This window comes from Hominenteromicrobium sp. (assembly GCF_046974225.1).
Lineage (GTDB): Bacteria > Bacillota > Clostridia > Oscillospirales > Acutalibacteraceae > Hominenteromicrobium > Hominenteromicrobium mulieris.
Map to the genome: position 1 here is coordinate 59,783 of NZ_JBKWAE010000006.1, position 14,944 is coordinate 74,726.

17 protein-coding genes are annotated in these 14,944 nt (G+C 54.7%); 1 reads left to right on the top strand and 16 read right to left on the bottom strand.

The features are described 5' to 3' along the window. Position 1: 1 nt before the first annotated feature. The 14 genes from xseB to ACLTX1_RS06310 form a co-directional block, all read right to left on the bottom strand. Positions 2–205 carry an exodeoxyribonuclease VII small subunit gene (gene xseB, locus ACLTX1_RS06245; RefSeq protein WP_308448264.1) on the bottom strand — a complete coding sequence of 68 codons (204 nt, stop codon included), beginning with the start codon at positions 203–205 and terminating at the stop codon, positions 2–4. Next, positions 198–1,415: an exodeoxyribonuclease VII large subunit gene (gene xseA / locus ACLTX1_RS06250; RefSeq protein WP_412265002.1), complete on the bottom strand. Its 1,218-nt coding sequence runs from the start codon at positions 1,413–1,415 to the stop codon at positions 198–200. The genes xseB and xseA overlap by 8 nt, the downstream gene beginning before the upstream one ends. A gap of 1 nt (position 1,416) precedes the next feature. After that, positions 1,417–2,352: a peptidase M22 gene (locus ACLTX1_RS06255; protein ID WP_412265003.1), complete on the bottom strand. Its 936-nt coding sequence runs from the start codon at positions 2,350–2,352 to the stop codon at positions 1,417–1,419. Next, positions 2,345–2,782 (bottom strand): transcription antitermination factor NusB, encoded by a 438-nt coding sequence (nusB, locus tag ACLTX1_RS06260; RefSeq protein WP_316686180.1) that lies wholly within the window; start codon positions 2,780–2,782, stop codon positions 2,345–2,347. Before nusB ends, ACLTX1_RS06255 begins: the two co-directional genes overlap by 8 nt. A gap of 223 nt (positions 2,783–3,005) precedes the next feature. After that, on the bottom strand, positions 3,006–3,644 hold the full coding sequence (locus ACLTX1_RS06265; protein WP_412265004.1) for a SpoIIIAH-like family protein: 639 nt from the start codon (positions 3,642–3,644) through the stop codon (positions 3,006–3,008). A 31-nt stretch (positions 3,645–3,675) separates the two neighbouring features. Further along, positions 3,676–4,224, bottom strand: a complete 549-nt coding sequence (locus ACLTX1_RS06270; protein WP_412265005.1) for a hypothetical protein — start codon at positions 4,222–4,224, stop codon at positions 3,676–3,678. Between the two features lie 34 nt (positions 4,225–4,258). Beyond that, positions 4,259–4,717, bottom strand: coding sequence for a hypothetical protein (locus ACLTX1_RS06275; RefSeq protein WP_308448258.1), 459 nt, complete (start codon positions 4,715–4,717; stop codon positions 4,259–4,261). Beyond that, positions 4,710–5,819 (bottom strand): stage III sporulation protein AE, encoded by a 1,110-nt coding sequence (locus tag ACLTX1_RS06280; protein ID WP_308448257.1) that lies wholly within the window; start codon positions 5,817–5,819, stop codon positions 4,710–4,712. The genes ACLTX1_RS06275 and ACLTX1_RS06280 overlap by 8 nt, the downstream gene beginning before the upstream one ends. Next, a complete protein-coding gene (locus ACLTX1_RS06285; RefSeq protein WP_176820025.1) occupies positions 5,816–6,205 on the bottom strand; it encodes a SpoIIIAC/SpoIIIAD family protein in 390 nt (129 codons plus the stop codon). The genes ACLTX1_RS06280 and ACLTX1_RS06285 overlap by 4 nt, the downstream gene beginning before the upstream one ends. Further along, the gene (gene spoIIIAC / locus ACLTX1_RS06290) at positions 6,202–6,396 is read right to left on the bottom strand and encodes a stage III sporulation protein AC (protein ID WP_176820026.1); all 195 of its coding nucleotides are present in this window, start codon (positions 6,394–6,396) and stop codon (positions 6,202–6,204) included. The genes ACLTX1_RS06285 and spoIIIAC overlap by 4 nt, the downstream gene beginning before the upstream one ends. Before the next feature lie 23 nt (positions 6,397–6,419). Beyond that, positions 6,420–6,905, bottom strand: a complete 486-nt coding sequence (locus ACLTX1_RS06295) for a stage III sporulation protein AB (RefSeq protein WP_308448256.1) — start codon at positions 6,903–6,905, stop codon at positions 6,420–6,422. Next, complete coding sequence (locus ACLTX1_RS06300; RefSeq protein WP_308448255.1) at positions 6,814–7,791, bottom strand: ATPase, T2SS/T4P/T4SS family; 978 nt, start codon at positions 7,789–7,791, stop codon at positions 6,814–6,816. The genes ACLTX1_RS06295 and ACLTX1_RS06300 overlap by 92 nt, the downstream gene beginning before the upstream one ends. A gap of 215 nt (positions 7,792–8,006) precedes the next feature. Further along, positions 8,007–8,807, bottom strand: coding sequence for a bifunctional hydroxymethylpyrimidine kinase/phosphomethylpyrimidine kinase (thiD, locus tag ACLTX1_RS06305; RefSeq protein WP_308448491.1), 801 nt, complete (start codon positions 8,805–8,807; stop codon positions 8,007–8,009). Between the two features lie 8 nt (positions 8,808–8,815). Next, positions 8,816–10,330 carry a glycoside hydrolase family 32 protein gene (locus ACLTX1_RS06310; protein WP_308448254.1) on the bottom strand — a complete coding sequence of 505 codons (1,515 nt, stop codon included), beginning with the start codon at positions 10,328–10,330 and terminating at the stop codon, positions 8,816–8,818. 181 nt (positions 10,331–10,511) lie between these two features. Here ACLTX1_RS06310 and ACLTX1_RS06315 point away from each other — a divergent pair, with 181 nt between their 5' ends. Beyond that, the gene (locus ACLTX1_RS06315) at positions 10,512–11,558 is read left to right on the top strand and encodes an AI-2E family transporter (protein WP_308448253.1); all 1,047 of its coding nucleotides are present in this window, start codon (positions 10,512–10,514) and stop codon (positions 11,556–11,558) included. A gap of 439 nt (positions 11,559–11,997) precedes the next feature. Here ACLTX1_RS06315 and ACLTX1_RS06320 read toward each other — a convergent pair whose 3' ends face one another. Continuing rightward, positions 11,998–13,275, bottom strand: a complete 1,278-nt coding sequence (locus ACLTX1_RS06320) for an aminotransferase class I/II-fold pyridoxal phosphate-dependent enzyme (RefSeq protein ID WP_316518845.1) — start codon at positions 13,273–13,275, stop codon at positions 11,998–12,000. Between the two features lie 262 nt (positions 13,276–13,537). Continuing rightward, positions 13,538–14,932, bottom strand: coding sequence for an asparagine--tRNA ligase (gene asnS, locus ACLTX1_RS06325; RefSeq protein WP_176820035.1), 1,395 nt, complete (start codon positions 14,930–14,932; stop codon positions 13,538–13,540). Between the last annotated feature and the right edge of the window lie 12 nt (positions 14,933–14,944).

Consider the following 14,944-nt stretch of genomic DNA (forward strand, 5'->3'; position numbering starts at 1 on the left):
TTTATTCCTCCGTTTTCGCAGCACTCAGCTCCGTAATTTTCTGTTCGGCAGTGTTTAATTTCTCATAGCAAAAGCGGGAAAGCTCCGCGCCCTCGCTAAAAAGCTTCACAGATTCCTCCAGTGTCACATCTCCCTTTTCGAGCGTCTCGGTCACCTCGCGAAGGCGCAGCATCGCGTCTTCAAAGGTCATGGTTTTTTTAGGCATCGGTCATTTCCCTCTTTTCTGTTTTCTGCACCTGCACGGTGATCGCGCCGTCCTCTACGCGCGCTGTCAAAACGTCGCCCGGCTTTGCGTCTTCCGTGCGCTTTATCACTTTCCCGTTTTCGTCGGACACGATCGCGTATCCGCGTGAAAGCACCTTCAGCGGGCTCATTGCGTCTAACCGTGCGGAAAGCGCAGCAAGCTCGTTTTTCTCATTCAGAATTCTGCGCTCGGCGCTGTGCGTCAGGCTCTGCACCGTGTTTCGGAGCGCCTGCCTACGCGGTGAAAGCCACGCGGACGGGTTTTGCAGCACGTTTGCGCTTGCAAGCGCATCGAGCATCTGCCGCCGATCGTCAAGCCCCGCCTGCACGCTGCCGCACAAACGGCGCGTCAGCTGCGCAAGTGCCGCACGCATTTCTTCCCTGTCCGGCACGGCAAGCTCTGCCGCCGCGCTCGGCGTTGGCGCTCTCAAGTCCGCGACAAAATCGCAAATCGTAAAATCCGTCTCGTGTCCCACAGCGGAGATGACGGGTATCTTCGACGCAAACACTGCCCTTGCGAGCGTCTCGTCGTTGAATGCGACCAAATCCTCCGCGGAGCCGCCGCCGCGCCCGATGATGATGACATCCGCCGCCTTTTGGGCGTTCATCAATTTCACCGCCGCCGTAAGCTGCGCCGCTGCGTCCTCGCCCTGCACAAGCACCGGGCAAAACACAATCTCCGCCGCAGGCCAGCGCCGCGAGAGGATGTTGCGAATATCCTGCACCGCCGCGCCCGTCGGTGACGTGATGACGCCGATGCGCGCTGGAAACGGCGGGATCGGCCGCTTGTGTTCTTCCGCGAACAGTCCCTCGGCAGCAAGCTTTTCTTTCAGCTGCTCAAACGCTAAGCTCAGCGCGCCCACGCCGTCCGGCTGCATTTCCTCCACATAGAATTGGTACTGCCCGCCGGGCTCATACACGGCCACACGCCCGCGCACGATAACGCGCATGCCCTCTTTCGGGCAAAAACGCAGCCGCCGCGCGGCAGACGAAAACATAACCGCCTTCAAAACGGACTTTTCGTCTTTCAGCGAAAAATACAGGTGTCCGGAGCGGTAGTGATCGGTAAAATTGGAAATTTCGCCGCGCGCGTAAATATCGCGCATGCGGCCGTCACCCTCAATAAGCGACTTTATAAAAAAATTGATCTGCGAAACCGATAAAACGCGCATATCAGGCCTCCTGCGAAAGTGACGCCAAAACGGCGATGCCGGCAGCGTTATCCGCCGAAAAGCGCGGCTCTGCAAACAGTGCGCCGTACTTTTCGCTCATGTGCGCACGCAGCATGGAGTTTGAAGACACGCCGCCCGAAAACACCACGGGCAAATCGCCGAATGTCTCGATAAGCGCCTTACACATCGCGTCCGATGCCGCAATGACATACGCCATGCACGTCGCGGCGATTTCCTCCTTCGGCGCACCCTTTTTCATCAGCTCGCGGCATTTATTTTCCACACCGGAAAGCGAGCAGTTCGCGCCTTTCATCGAAGCACGCACGCGCAGTCTTTCCGTATAATTGCACGCAATGGGGTCTAAATGCTTGCCAGCCGGAAACGGCAGACCGAGCATCACGCCGATGCGGTCAATGACCTGCCCGGCCTTTAAATCGAGTGAAGACGCAACAAGGCGCGTGCGAAACATTTTGTCACCCTCCACAGGTTCTACCAAAACCGCTTCCGTTGTGCCGCCGGACATGTGAAACGCCAAAAAACGCTCGTGCAGCAAGTCCAGTCGTTGGGCAGAGTAAAGCGCCGCCGCAATGTGCCCCTGCTGGTGCGAAAAGCGCCGCAGCGGCACCCCTAACGCCTGCGCAAGCATCTGCGCCGCGCCGATGCCGACCAAGAAGCACGGCATATAGGAGTCCTTCGCATCACGCGGGCGCTCCGAAACGCCAATGACCTTCGCCTCGCTAATCTTATCACCGAGCATGGACAGCACCTCCGGCAGCTGGCGCGTGTGGTGGAACACCGCGTCGCTCTGGCGCAGTCCGATCTCGCCCTCTTTCACAGGCAAAATCATGCCGCGGCTGTCCATTTCGCCGTCGCCGAAAAACGCGGCGCTCGTTGTGTAGTTGCTGGTGTCTAAACCGAGCGCGCTGATGTTAGGCATTTTCGCTCTCCGTCTCGTTCTTCGCTCCCTCAAGCTTCTTTGCAATTGTGGAAAGCACGCCGTTTACGTAAGAAGCGTCCTTTTCGTTGCCGTAAATTTTTGCAAGCTCCACCGCCTCGTTGATGGAAACGCTCACCGGGACATCGTCGGCCCGCATAAACTGCATTTCGCACACGGCAACGCGCAAAATCGTCAGCGTCATTTTAGAAAGACGGCGCAAACTCCAACCGCGCAGATTTTCTTCGATCGTGTGGTCGATCTCGTCTAAATAAAGTTCCGTCAAAGCGGTCAGCTTTTCGCAGTACGGATCGATAACGACATCGCGCGCTTCCTTCGCCATTTCAATGATGTCTTCCATGCTGTCGCCCGTCACGGTCTTTTCAAAAAGCAGCGTAAAAGCCTGTTCTCTCGATTCTCTTCTTTTCGTCATACTCGGTTCCTTTCCCTTATCTCAATAAAATTCATTGCGTAATTCATGGCGGATATAAACAAAAAAGCCCGCCGAAGGATCGGCAGGCAATTTGAGCAGAAATCAGGCACTTTCGGGTTTCACCGGTGCCGTTTGATGTGCAGTTTTCAAGCTCCAGACATACACGCCGATATGTTCTGGAATAGTATACCACGATAAACGGTAAAATGCAAGAAATCATCTTTTATTTCGCCGCAGAAATGATCTTCACGTTTTCCGCGCTGACGCCGCTTTCGGAAACTGCAATGTCCCGCACGATGAGCGCGTTCTGTTCGTCCTCCATGTCGCCGTTTACAACCACCGTGCAGCTCTCGCCGTTGATGTACGCCACGCACTCCGTAAAGCCCTTCGCTTCTATGAGGGACTCTATGTTTGTCTCTTTCAAAATGTTCTGCGCGATAACCGCGGCTTCGTCCACGGCGGCCTGCTTTACGGCGACCTCGGCGCTGTCGTCTTTCAGGATGTCCTCCAGCAGCTCCACGGCCTCATCCCGTGCGGTCTGGCGCGTCAAGCGGGCGTCCGAAAGTTTTGCGGAAGCCGATACCGCAGCCGCTGTTTCTTCTGCCGCGCTGCTTTCCGTCGCACCATCTGCGGGCTCCGTTTCCGGCAGAACACCGTCCTCGTTCATAAGCGTGTCGGAGACCGTCTCCACATAGGCGTTGTTCACAAGCTGCGCCGCACCGAGAGCGGAAGACGCACTTTCCTCGCTGACATCGCCCGCGCTCTGCACCTTTGTACCCGCAAACTGCCAATTTAAGTACACTGCCGCACCAAGGGCCAGCACAAGCGATGCCAAGATCAGCTGTCTTTTACCGTATTTCATTCCGTGTTCCTCCGATCTTCACTGAATGGTTTCATTCGTTGCCATATGTATATTCGCTGTACCCCACCACGCATACCTGCGTAGAGGATAAATCGAGCGCAGTCTTCACGGCCTCCACAATCTTCTCCCGCATTTTCGGGTCGCCTCCCCCGCGGCTCACGACTACCACGCCGCGGATCTCCGGCTCCGTTTTCGTCACGATGAGCGGCTTCTGCGAGCCGTCCGCCGCCTTCACCAGGATATACGTCTTCTGCGTGTCGCCGTCCGTCTGCGTGCGGTTGAGGCTTTCGCCGCTGTACTCCTCGGCGCTTTTTTCGCTCTGCTTATCTTCGGTCGCATACATCGTTTCGCCCATTGTACGCAGCGTCACCGTCACCTGCGGCTCGCTTTCCCCCGTGATAGCCGAGACCATCTGCGCGATCTGCGCGGAAAGCGCTCTGGTGTAGTCTCCTGCCGTCAGTTCCACCGTCTCCGGCGCTTCATTTTCCGTGTTCTTTGTGTCCATAGGCCATAGGAGCATCAATAAAACGAGCGCCGCGCAGGCTGCAATGAGCATATACGTCAGCTTACCGTTTTTCAAAAGGCTTTTCAGTTTATCCGTCTCGCCTCACCTCCTACACGTACACATCCACCGGGATGGCCTCGGTCAGCACGCTGCGCAAAAGCGCGTCCGCGCGGTCGATGTCTGTCGCAAACCGCACCCGTACCCGCACACGTTCCACCGTCACCGCGCCGTCATCGTCCTGTGTGTACCAAATGTCGATATTCGCTGCCGGCACGTCCATCCCCGCACTTTTCAAAAGCGCCGAGAGCCGCTCTTTCAAAATCGCCGTGCCCTTTTCCGCGTAGCTTTGCGTTATCGTCGATTCGGCTTCGCCCGTTTCGGTCAAGTCAAAATCGAGCGAGACCCCGCTTTGCAGCTTTAAAATGCCGTTTACAAGCACCACAAGCAGCATCAGCGCTGCAAGCGCGTGGATAAGTGACCCGCTTTTTTCCGGGAACAGCCGCACGATCATCTCCGTCCCGATGAGCACCATGCACACCGAAAACACCAGCGCATACAATTCACGCATAAGCACCTCGCACACAAAGCACCACAGCCGCCGAGACCACCGCCACCGCACCCACACTACATACCGCCGCAATGAGCAGCCGCAGCGCCGCAGCACAGCCGTTTAAAAACGACGCAAGCGGCTTTAGACCCAACACCTCTGCCGTAAGCCCCGCGCAAAAGCAAATCAAAAGCCACGCGGCAGCCTTTATGCACAGCGGCAGAAAAATCGCGAGTGATGCAAGCAACCCAAATGCCCCCACGCCGTTTTTTACAAGCGCCGCGCCGGAAACGATGACCGAAAACGCATCGGAAAACGCGCTGCCCACAATGGGGATCGCGCCGGAGACAAGCATTTTCGCTGCCTTGCCGCCCGCCATCTCCGCGCTGTTCGCAACAATTGTCTGTACGGACAAAACGCCCGTATATACCGTGACGGCGAGCACCAAAGCCCATTTGATAGCTTTATACAGCGCGTCCGTCAGCCGCTTTAAATCAAACGATGTCACGGCAGAAGCCACGGAAAACGCCAAAAACACACGCAAAACCGGGATGAGCACCGCGCTGCTCAAAACCGAGACGGCATTTGCCGCCGTAAGCGACAGCGCGCCGTAGGTCGGTGCTGTCACGGTGTTCCCCGCCGTGAAAAGCAGCCCCGCATACACGGGCACCGCGGCAAGCAGAAAAACGGCAGCAGCATCCGTCACGCGCGCGGCCTGCTCCAAAAGCGAAGCCATCGGCGAAAACAGCGTCACGGCGGCGCACAGCGCCCCGCATACGGAAACGGCGTAGGAAAGCTCCTTTGCGGCGAATTCCTGCACAAGTCTGCACAGCACGCATGATGCAAGCAGCGTAAGGAGTGCCCGCGCCGGTGCTGTCCACTCCGCACGAAAGCCCTCGGAAAGCGCCGAAAACAGCTTTGTCGCCGCGTCGGGCGCAGGTGTTTCCATCGGGTCGGCCCCGACGTTCTGCAAAAGCGACTGTGCTTCTTCCGGCAGCGCCTCCATAAGTGTATCCGCCCCGCTGTTTTGGTAGAGTTCCGCTTCGTCCGCGCGCACGGGCAGCGAAAGTAGCAGGATAAACACCGTCAAAGCCAAAAAAACGCGCAAAATCCGTTTTTTCATAACAACAGCACTTCCTGCAAAAGCGAGAGAAGTCGATTCAGCAACGGCAGCGCCGTCAGCAGCACCGCTGTTTTTACGGCAAGCTCCACACCGCTTGCTATTGCTGATTCCCCCGCGTCCTTACAAAGATCCGCCGTTATGCGCCCGATGAGCACGATGCCGAGCGCTTTTAACAGCGCTCCGAACACCTCCGGCATGCCGGAAAGCTCCGCCCATTCGCGGAATGTCGAAGTCAGCGTTTCGATCTGCGGCAAAATACACAGAAAAACGAGTACCGCTGCCGCAAGCGAAAACAGCAGAGCTATTTCCTTTTGCCCGCGTTTTAAAAGCGCGCCGCACACCGCTGCAAACACCGCCGCTGCCGATACCATAAGCACCGTGCTCATAGTCCAAACACCGATTTAATCGTATCGAACAGCGTGCTGATCTGCGTGATGAGCATCGTCAGCACCACAATGAGCCCCGCAAGCGTCGTCATCATAGCCTGCTCCTCCCGCCCGGAGCGAATGAGCAGCTGGTTCAAAACGGCCACAAGTATGCCGATGGCGGCGATCTTGAAGATCAGATCTACATCCATAGCTTTGCTTTCCTTTCCGGCTGTTACAGCAAAATGAGGGCGGCGGAAACGCCGACAAATAACCCCAGCGCCACGCACAATCTGCCTTTCTGGGCAAGACTTTGCTCGGCGGCTAAAAGTGCGCTGCGCACGCGGCCTTCATGCAGCGCAAAGTACGCCATCTGCCCATCGAGGTCGGTCTTGCCGAACCCGTCTATAAACGCGGCGCACAGCGCTTCATCCCCGCGGTATGTAAAAAATGCATGTGCCGCCGCTTTAAACGCCGCTGTGCAATCCATGTTTTCAGAAAGCACCCACACGCGCCTCAAAAAAGCGTTTTCGCGGCACAGAGAGAGCAGCGCGTACAGGTCGCCCGCCGTATAGGCCGCGGCGTTTTTCAACGCAAAAAGCGCTTCCAAAAAGATGTTCAGTTCTTTTTCACGCATTTTTAGCCGCGCAGATACCGATGACCCGGCGGTCGCCGCGCACAGAACAATCAGGATCGCCGCCGTTGTTTTCAAGAAGATCACCCGCCAAAAACAGCTTTTCCACTTTCGTCGGTGCACTTCGCCCGTGCAGCAGTGCCACCGTTTCAAACGCGCCGAGCGACAGAATCCCGCGGCACAGCGGTCTGCAACACAGTTCGTGTACACTGCCCGCGTGGATGCTCGCAATCAGCGCCACCCCTGAAAACGATGCCGCACGTATCGCCGAAAAATCGTTTTCACCGAGCTCATCGCAGACGATGTACTCCGGTGAAAGACACCGCACCGCGTGCGAAAGCCCCTCCTGCTTCGGGTAGCCCTGCAAAATATCCGTGCACGCGCCGAGATCAAACCCGTCCGCACTCAGCTCAAACCGCTCGTCAAGCACCACCACGCGATGCCCCGCCGTACCGATATATCGTGCAATATCCCGCAGCAGCGTCGTTTTGCCCGAGGACGGCGCGCCAGCAAGCAGCAGCCCGCGGCTGAGGTCTACGCCGTAGCGCAGCACCTCCTCTGCACAGCCGCGCTTCTCTCGCGGGATACGCACAGAAAGACTCGTCACGTCGCGCACCGTTTTGATGCCGCCCTTTTCGATCACCGCCGTACCGCCGATGCCCACCCGCAACGCGCGGTCTGCGGAGACGAATCCGCCGCGAATCTCCTCCATGTGACTGTAAACGGAATACCCGCACAGCCGCAAAAAGATCTCCTCCACGTCCTCGCGTGTCGCTGTCACATTGTTTTGCGAAAAATACTGCGCCGTGTCGCCGTCTTCCCGCAAAAACAAAATGCGGTCACCGCAGCACAGCAGCACAGGCTTATCCACACTGATACGAATGTCAAACACCGCGTCGCGCACCGCCTGCGGCACCTTTTCAAGCATCGGTGTAAAGCGCCCGAGCGGGCGGATCGCCTTTTCAAAATCCATCGCACACACCTTTCTTTCCGCTCCGTATGCCCAATTCTATGGACGTGCCGCCGGGTTTAGAACCAAAGTGGAAAAAAAGGGCCATCGCCCTTTTTATAAACGTGCCTTTATGCCTTTGAAAAGTGTGCCCGAAATCCGCCGCGATTTTTCAAACATGAAAAGCACCCTGCAAGGTCAAAAGCTTTACAAGGTGCTTTCTCTATGGAGCAAGCTATTTACTTTGGAAGTCCGCTTTGATACAAGCTGTAAAAGTGATTTGTCGGCCCCGCGCCGTGCCCGAGCTCGAGCGCGTGCTCGATGGCGCACGTCATGTAGTCTTTCGCACGTTTCACCGCTTCAGCGGGTGCATATCCAAGCGCCAAATTCGAGGCAATAGCGGAAGACAGCGTGCACCCTGTGCCGTGCGTGTTCTTCGTTTGAATGCGATTCGCTGTAAAGCTTATATGCTGTTCACCATCGAACAGAATATCGATCGGGTCGCCTGCAAAGTGTCCTCCCTTTACAAGCACAGCTTTACAGCCCATTGTGTAAATCAACTTTGCTGCAGCACACATATCGTCTTCCGTCTCAATGTGCATCCCGGTGATTTCCTCCGCCTCGGGAATATTCGGTGTCAGCACGTCGGCGAGCGGCAAAATTTCCGCTTTGAATGTCTCAATCGACTGCGGAGCCATCAGTGCCGTTCCGTCTTTCGCATACATCACAGGGTCAACAACGACGTTCTTCGGACAGTATTTGCGCAGCTTTTCCGCCACAGCAGACATCACCTCCGGCGTCGGCAGCATGCCAATCTTCACGGCGTCCGTACCGATATCTTCATAGATTGCGTCCACCTGCGCGCGGACAATCTCCGGCGCAATATCCTGCTTTTTCAGCACATGCACGGTGTTTTCTGCCACAACGGACACGATCACGCTCATCGCGTACACGCCGTGTGCGGACATTGTCTTGATATCCGCCTGAATACCCGCGCCGCCGGAGCAATCCGACCCGGCGATGGTCAGCACGCGCTTCATTGCACTCATCACAGCGAAAGCTCGGAAACTGTGAGGTTCTGCACCTCAACGGGATCCTCGGCGTGGATCGTGAACGTCGGCTTCGTCTCATCCAGCACATGCGCGATGACCGTGTTTGCAACGCCGTTCAAATAAATCTCTACGCTGTTTGTATCGGTAATGATGTCCACCTTCATCGGCTCGTTTTTCAGGCGCGGCAATATGGATTCTCCGCAGGTCAGACCGTTTTTGTCGAGCTTCATCTCAAGGCCGTACAAGTTGCATGTAAGGTCGCCTTCCTTTACAGTAAAGGAGATGCGGCAGGTCTTGCTGCCGAGCTCGTGCGTGCAGTGTGTCAATGTAAAGTCATCAAGCTTGTCAGATTTTACAACCAGATTTTCTGTGCTCTTGATCGGCAGCGCAGAGAGATAGTAGCGGTCGCCGTGCTTTTTCAGCGTCATTTCGGTCGGCGTACACATGGAGCCGTTGAACGGTGCGCCGGGAATATCGCTGCGGTTCCACGCAAAGCGGATGACCGGCTTGCCCGGCTCGTAGTAATACGTCTGCGCCGCATACGACTGCGAGTTATACGAAAGCTGCCCGACCGACTGAATCGGCTGGTAAAGGCCGTTTTCATCAAAATCACCGACAAAATACATGTCATGCGCACCGGAATAGACCCACAGCGTTCTGCCGTCATCTGCTGTAAGCGGATAGAGATCCGGGCACTCGTCATCACCGGGCAGGTCAAATTTCTGCAAAAGCTCCCAGTGCAGTAAGTCCTGCGACGTGAAGATTGCGTAGGTGCGCTCCACAAAATACAGTGCCATCAGCCAGCGCGCGCGCTTTGCGTCGTAAATAACCTTCGGGTCGCGGTTGCCGGGTGCAATCTCGTCGATCAGCGGATTTTTGTCATACTTTTTCAGCGTTTTACCGCCGTCTGTGCTGTACGCAAGGCACTGTGTGCTCTTTTTTTCGCCCGCGCAGGTGTAAAAGAACAAGATTGGCGTTTCATCGCCTTCTTTGAGGCCGGAAACATTGTTGTGATCGACTACCGCACAGCCGGAAAACATTGCGCCATCCATGTCAAGGAACATCGCTTCCTCCTTATATTCCCAGTGGAAAAGATCCGAGCTCACGGCGTGGCCCCAATGCATGTTGCCCCACAGTCTGCCGTAGGGATTGTGCTGGTAGAAAAGGTGATACTGTCCGCCGTAAAAGCACAGACCGTTCGGATCGTTGATCCAGCCGCGCTCCGCTGTAAAGTGCAGCTGCGGGCGCAAGACGGTCTCTTCCGCCGTAAGCGGCGTCATAGCATCCTCAAACACCGGCGTAAATGCGCACTCCGGCTCCACCGTGACAGTCATCGTCTTACCAAGGTAATCGCGCAGGTCGGCATAATAAATCGCATCTGCGTTTTCTTCCGTATAAACGGCATCGAACTTATAAACCGGTGTGCCGTTTTCAGAAAAAGTAAATTTTTGCGAAGTGCCGTCAAATTTCACCGGCACGCGTAGAAAACGTTTGCTGACTGTAATTTCCATAAATTCAAGCTCCTTTAGCCGTTATCGGTGCATTAAAATGCATGCACCACATTTATTCGAGGATATTGTAGCACACCGCGCGAAAAATGTCATGCATATTTTGCTTAAATTTGCGAATTTTTCCGCCGCGCAAAGCCAAACTATGTGCGCTGCAGATGTGTAAAGGAAAGGCGGTGCAAAGGTGGCAAAACACATTTGGAAATTTGTAAAAAGCCAAAAGATATTTATCATATTACTAATATCATATACAGTTGTCTTTGTTTTGGCGGTTCGATTTATTTTTCATATTCTCCCGATTTTGCTTGGCGGGTTGCTTGGATGGGTCACAACACCGCTATGCCGCCTGCTGGAAAAACGGCTGCATCTCTCCCATAAGCGCGCCGCACTTTGCACTGCTGTCGCCGTTTATACCGTTTCACTCGTCCTTCTTGCATTGCTTTTCACGCGGCTCATCCGGGAAAGCGCCGCGTTTTTTGCTTCCGGGCGATACTTTCGCTACGAAGCACTTGCCCCCGCCGTGCGGTCGTTTTTGGAGCGCACATGGCAGGAATTGCCGCAGTGGATCTCCGCTGCGCAGAAGAATTTTTCGGGTAACATGGGTGCCGCCATGCCCGCGCTGCAAGGTACCGTAAAGGCGATTTTGCTGCTGCCTGCCGTGTTTTTAACGCTCACGCTCATCCCGGTTTTTGCGTATCTCACCCTGCTGTACCGTGAAAATTTGCTGTCTCTTTTAAAAAAGCTCATCGGTGAAAAGTGCGTAGAAAACCTGCAAAAATCCGCAAAAAGCGAATCTTCCGTCGGGTTTGTTTCCGCCTATGCACTCATTTACACCATCACGTTTGCGGAAAGTTTTGTGATGCTCCACCTGCTGCGCATGAAATACCCGCTGATGACTGCCGCCGTTGTGACGGTCTCCGATATTTTCCCGGTCTTTGGGCCGGGAACCGTTTTGCTGCCGCTCGCCGTTTACCGATTGTTATGCGGCAGCGCGGCGCAAGCACTCGGGCTCTTCATCGGGTGGATCATTCTAAGCGTCATCCGGCAGATTATTGAGCCGAAGCTGCTCGCCAAAATGACGCGCACCCCGCCTGCCGTGATGCTTTTCGCTGTGTATTGCAGCCTTATCAGCCGCAATTTTTGGCTCATCCCCTACACCGGCACCTTTTTCATGCTGATTGGCATGTTGAGAAAAGCCGGAATACTAACAGCAAAATCAGAATCAATATAGATTAAAAATCGCAAATTTGCAAAAGCAAAATCCAAAAATACCATTTTAAAATTATTGTATTTTGATAAAAATACATTCAAAAATCGAAAGTCCGTCAATCATCTGCTTCCGTTTTCATAAAGCCTTCTAAAATGCGCAAACACTCCTGCGTGTTTTGACCCAAGATTTCCTGTATCTTCTTGAAATCACGCGCTTTGTGCATGACGTTTTGCAGCTTGAAAAACTCTTCCTTGCCGTGCTTATGAATGAACAGCGCCTGCGCCTTGGCAGCGGCTGTACGTCGTCAAGCGGCGCAAGCGTGCAAAACGAGTTTGTCTTCTGCCAGCATCAAAACTTACGTTCGGAGTCAAAGCGATTTTGAAAAGATGTCCGCTTTTATGCAAAAGAGCAAGGGAAGGACGGTCTATCCCTCTCTTGCTCTGTATTTTGTATAAAAATTTTACGCGTTCAGCAGCTTTTCTGCAGCGGCAAGCTTGATGGAGCAACAGAAAACTTCCATGGCTTGTTCGAGCTCTTCAAGCGGCGGGAACGACGGCGCAAGACGAATGTTACTGTCGTGCGGGTCTTTGCCGTACGGGAACGTCGCGCCGGCATCGGTCAGGATGACGCCCGCTTCTTTGCACAGCTGCACGACGCGCTTTGCGCAGCCGTCAAGCACATCGACGCTGATGAAATAGCCGCCGTTCGGCTTATTCCACTCGGCGATGCCGAGGTCGCCGATATTTTCCTCCAACATCAGCTCACACAGGCGGAACTTCGGTTCCAAAATGGCGCGGTGGCCCTTCATGAGGGCGCGCACACCGTTGATGTCGTGCAGGAACAGCACGTGGCGCAGCTGATTCAGCTTATCCGGGCCGATGGTAGACGTGAGCGTGTGCTCCTTGAAATCGCGGATATTGTTATCGCTCGTAGCGAGGCCGGCCACACCGGCGCCCGGGAACGAGATCTTGGACGTAGAGGCAAAAATGAAGATCTGATCTTCCGTGCCGTTTTCAACGCAGAGATCGTAGATATTGAGCAGCGTATCCGGCGTATCGGTGAGGTCATGCACACAATAGGCGTTATCCCACATGATTTTGAAGTCCTTTGCAGCCGGTTTTAATGCGGCGAAACGGCGGACGGTCTCATCGGAATACGTGACACCCGTGGGGTTCGAATACTTCGGCACACACCAAATACCCTTGATGGAGTCATCGTCCTTGACGAGCTTTTCGATGAGATCCATATCCGGGCCGGTAGCATACATCGGGATGTTAATGAGCTCGAAGCCGTAATACTCCGTTACGGCAAAATGGCGGTCGTAGCCCGGCACCGGACAGAGAAATTTTTTCTTATCCAGCTTGCACCACGGCGTGCAGCCGTTGTAACCGTGCGAGAAGCCGCGGGAAATAACCTCAAACATCATCATCAAGCTTGAGTTGTTGCCGAGAATGACCTGCGAAGCCGGTACGCCGACCATATCGGCGAAAATGCGCTTCATCTCCGGCAGACCGTCCCAAAGACCGTAGTTACGGCAGTCATCACCGTTGGAATTCGCAAATTCGCTTCTCGCTTTCAGCGCTTCCAAAACGCCGAGGGCGAGCTCCAGTTGTTTTGCGCTGGGCTTGCCGCGCGCCATGTTCAGCGAAAGATTTTTGGCCTGATAGCCCTTATATTCTGCGGAAAGCTCATCGAAAACCTTCTGTAATTCTGCTTTGCTCAAGTTTGCGTACGCCACGAAAACATCTCCATAAATAAGATTTTGAATTGAAAAATAAGTATTCAATTCATTTTTACGCTCCAATAGCGCCTGAAACAATTCTTATTGTAATGCAAATAAGCTAAAAATGCAAGCTTTATTTGTAAATCTTGCATTTTTTTCCCGTTTTGCACGATTGTACGACGTGTTTTCCTGCTTTTCCGTTCATTCTGACAAGCGTATAACAAAGCAAAAACCGGCACAGCGAACTGCACCGGCAAAAGACTTGCTTTTATGAAATTTAAAACTCCGCAGAGCCCGTTGTGCGCGGGAACGGCAGTACGTCGCGGATATTGGAGATGCCCGTAAGGTACATGACCATGCGCTCGAAGCCGAGACCGAAGCCCGCATGCTTGTTGCCGCCGAAACGGCGAAGGTCGAGGTACCACCAGTAATCCTCCTCGTTAAGGCCGAGCTCACGGATGCGGTTCAGAAGCACGTCATAGCGCTCTTCTCTCTGGCTTGCGCCGCACAGCTCGCCGATGCCCGGCACGAGCAGATCGGTCGCCGCAACGGTCTTGTCATCGTCGTTGAGGCGCATGTAGAACGCCTTGATCTCCTTCGGGTAATCGGTGACGAACACCGGCTTGCCGAACTCTTTTTCGGTGAGGTAGCGCTCGTGCTCGGTCTGGAGGTCGCAGCCCCAGGAGACCTTATATTCAAAGTTGTCGTTGTTCTTCTCGAGGAGCTTTACGGCATCCGTATAGGAAATGCGGACGAAATCGGAGTTTGCCACGTGCTCCAGACGCTCTTTGAGACCCTTATCGACAAACTGGTTGAAGAAGTCGATGTCCTGCGGGCAGCGCGCCATAACGTCTTTGATGATGTACTTGATCATGGCCTCCATGAGATCCATGTCGTCGTTGAGATCGGCAAACGCGATCTCCGGCTCGACCATCCAGAACTCTGCCGCGTGACGCTGCGTGTAGGAGCGCTCTGCGCGGAACGTGGGACCGAACGTATAGACCTTACCGAACGCCATGGCCATGCACTCCGCCTCAAGCTGGCCGGAAACGGTGAGGGATGTCTGCTTGCCGAAGAAATCCTTGCTGTAATCGACCGTGCCGTCCTCGTTTTTCGGAACATTGTCGAGGTCGAGCGTTGTCAGCTGGAACATCTCGCCCGCGCCCTCGCAGTCACTGCCCGTGACAATCGGCGTATGCACGTAGGTGAAGCCGTTCTCGTTGAAGAACTTATGGATGGCGAACGCCGCAGCGGAACGCACGCGGAACGCCGCGTTGAAAAGGTTCGTTCTCGGGCGCAGGTGCGCAACCGTACGCAGGTATTCCACTGTGTGGCGCTTCTTCTGAAGTGGGTATTCCGGCGAGGACGCACCCTCAACGGTAATCTCCTCCGCCTGAATTTCAAAAGGCTGCTTCGCTTCCGGCGTGAGCAGCAACGTACCGGTGACACGCAGCGCAGCGCCGACATTCTGGGAAGCGATCTCCTTGTAATTTTCGAGTTTTTCCGCCGTAAAGACGATCTGTACGCCCTTAAAGCAGCTGCCGTCATTCAGATCGATAAATCCGAGCGCCTTGGAGTCGCGGATCGATCTCGCCCAGCCACAGACCGTGACCTGCGTATCGCCAAAGGTCTCCGGCGATCCGTAGAGGGCCGCGATTTCTGTTCTTTTCATGATGACCACATT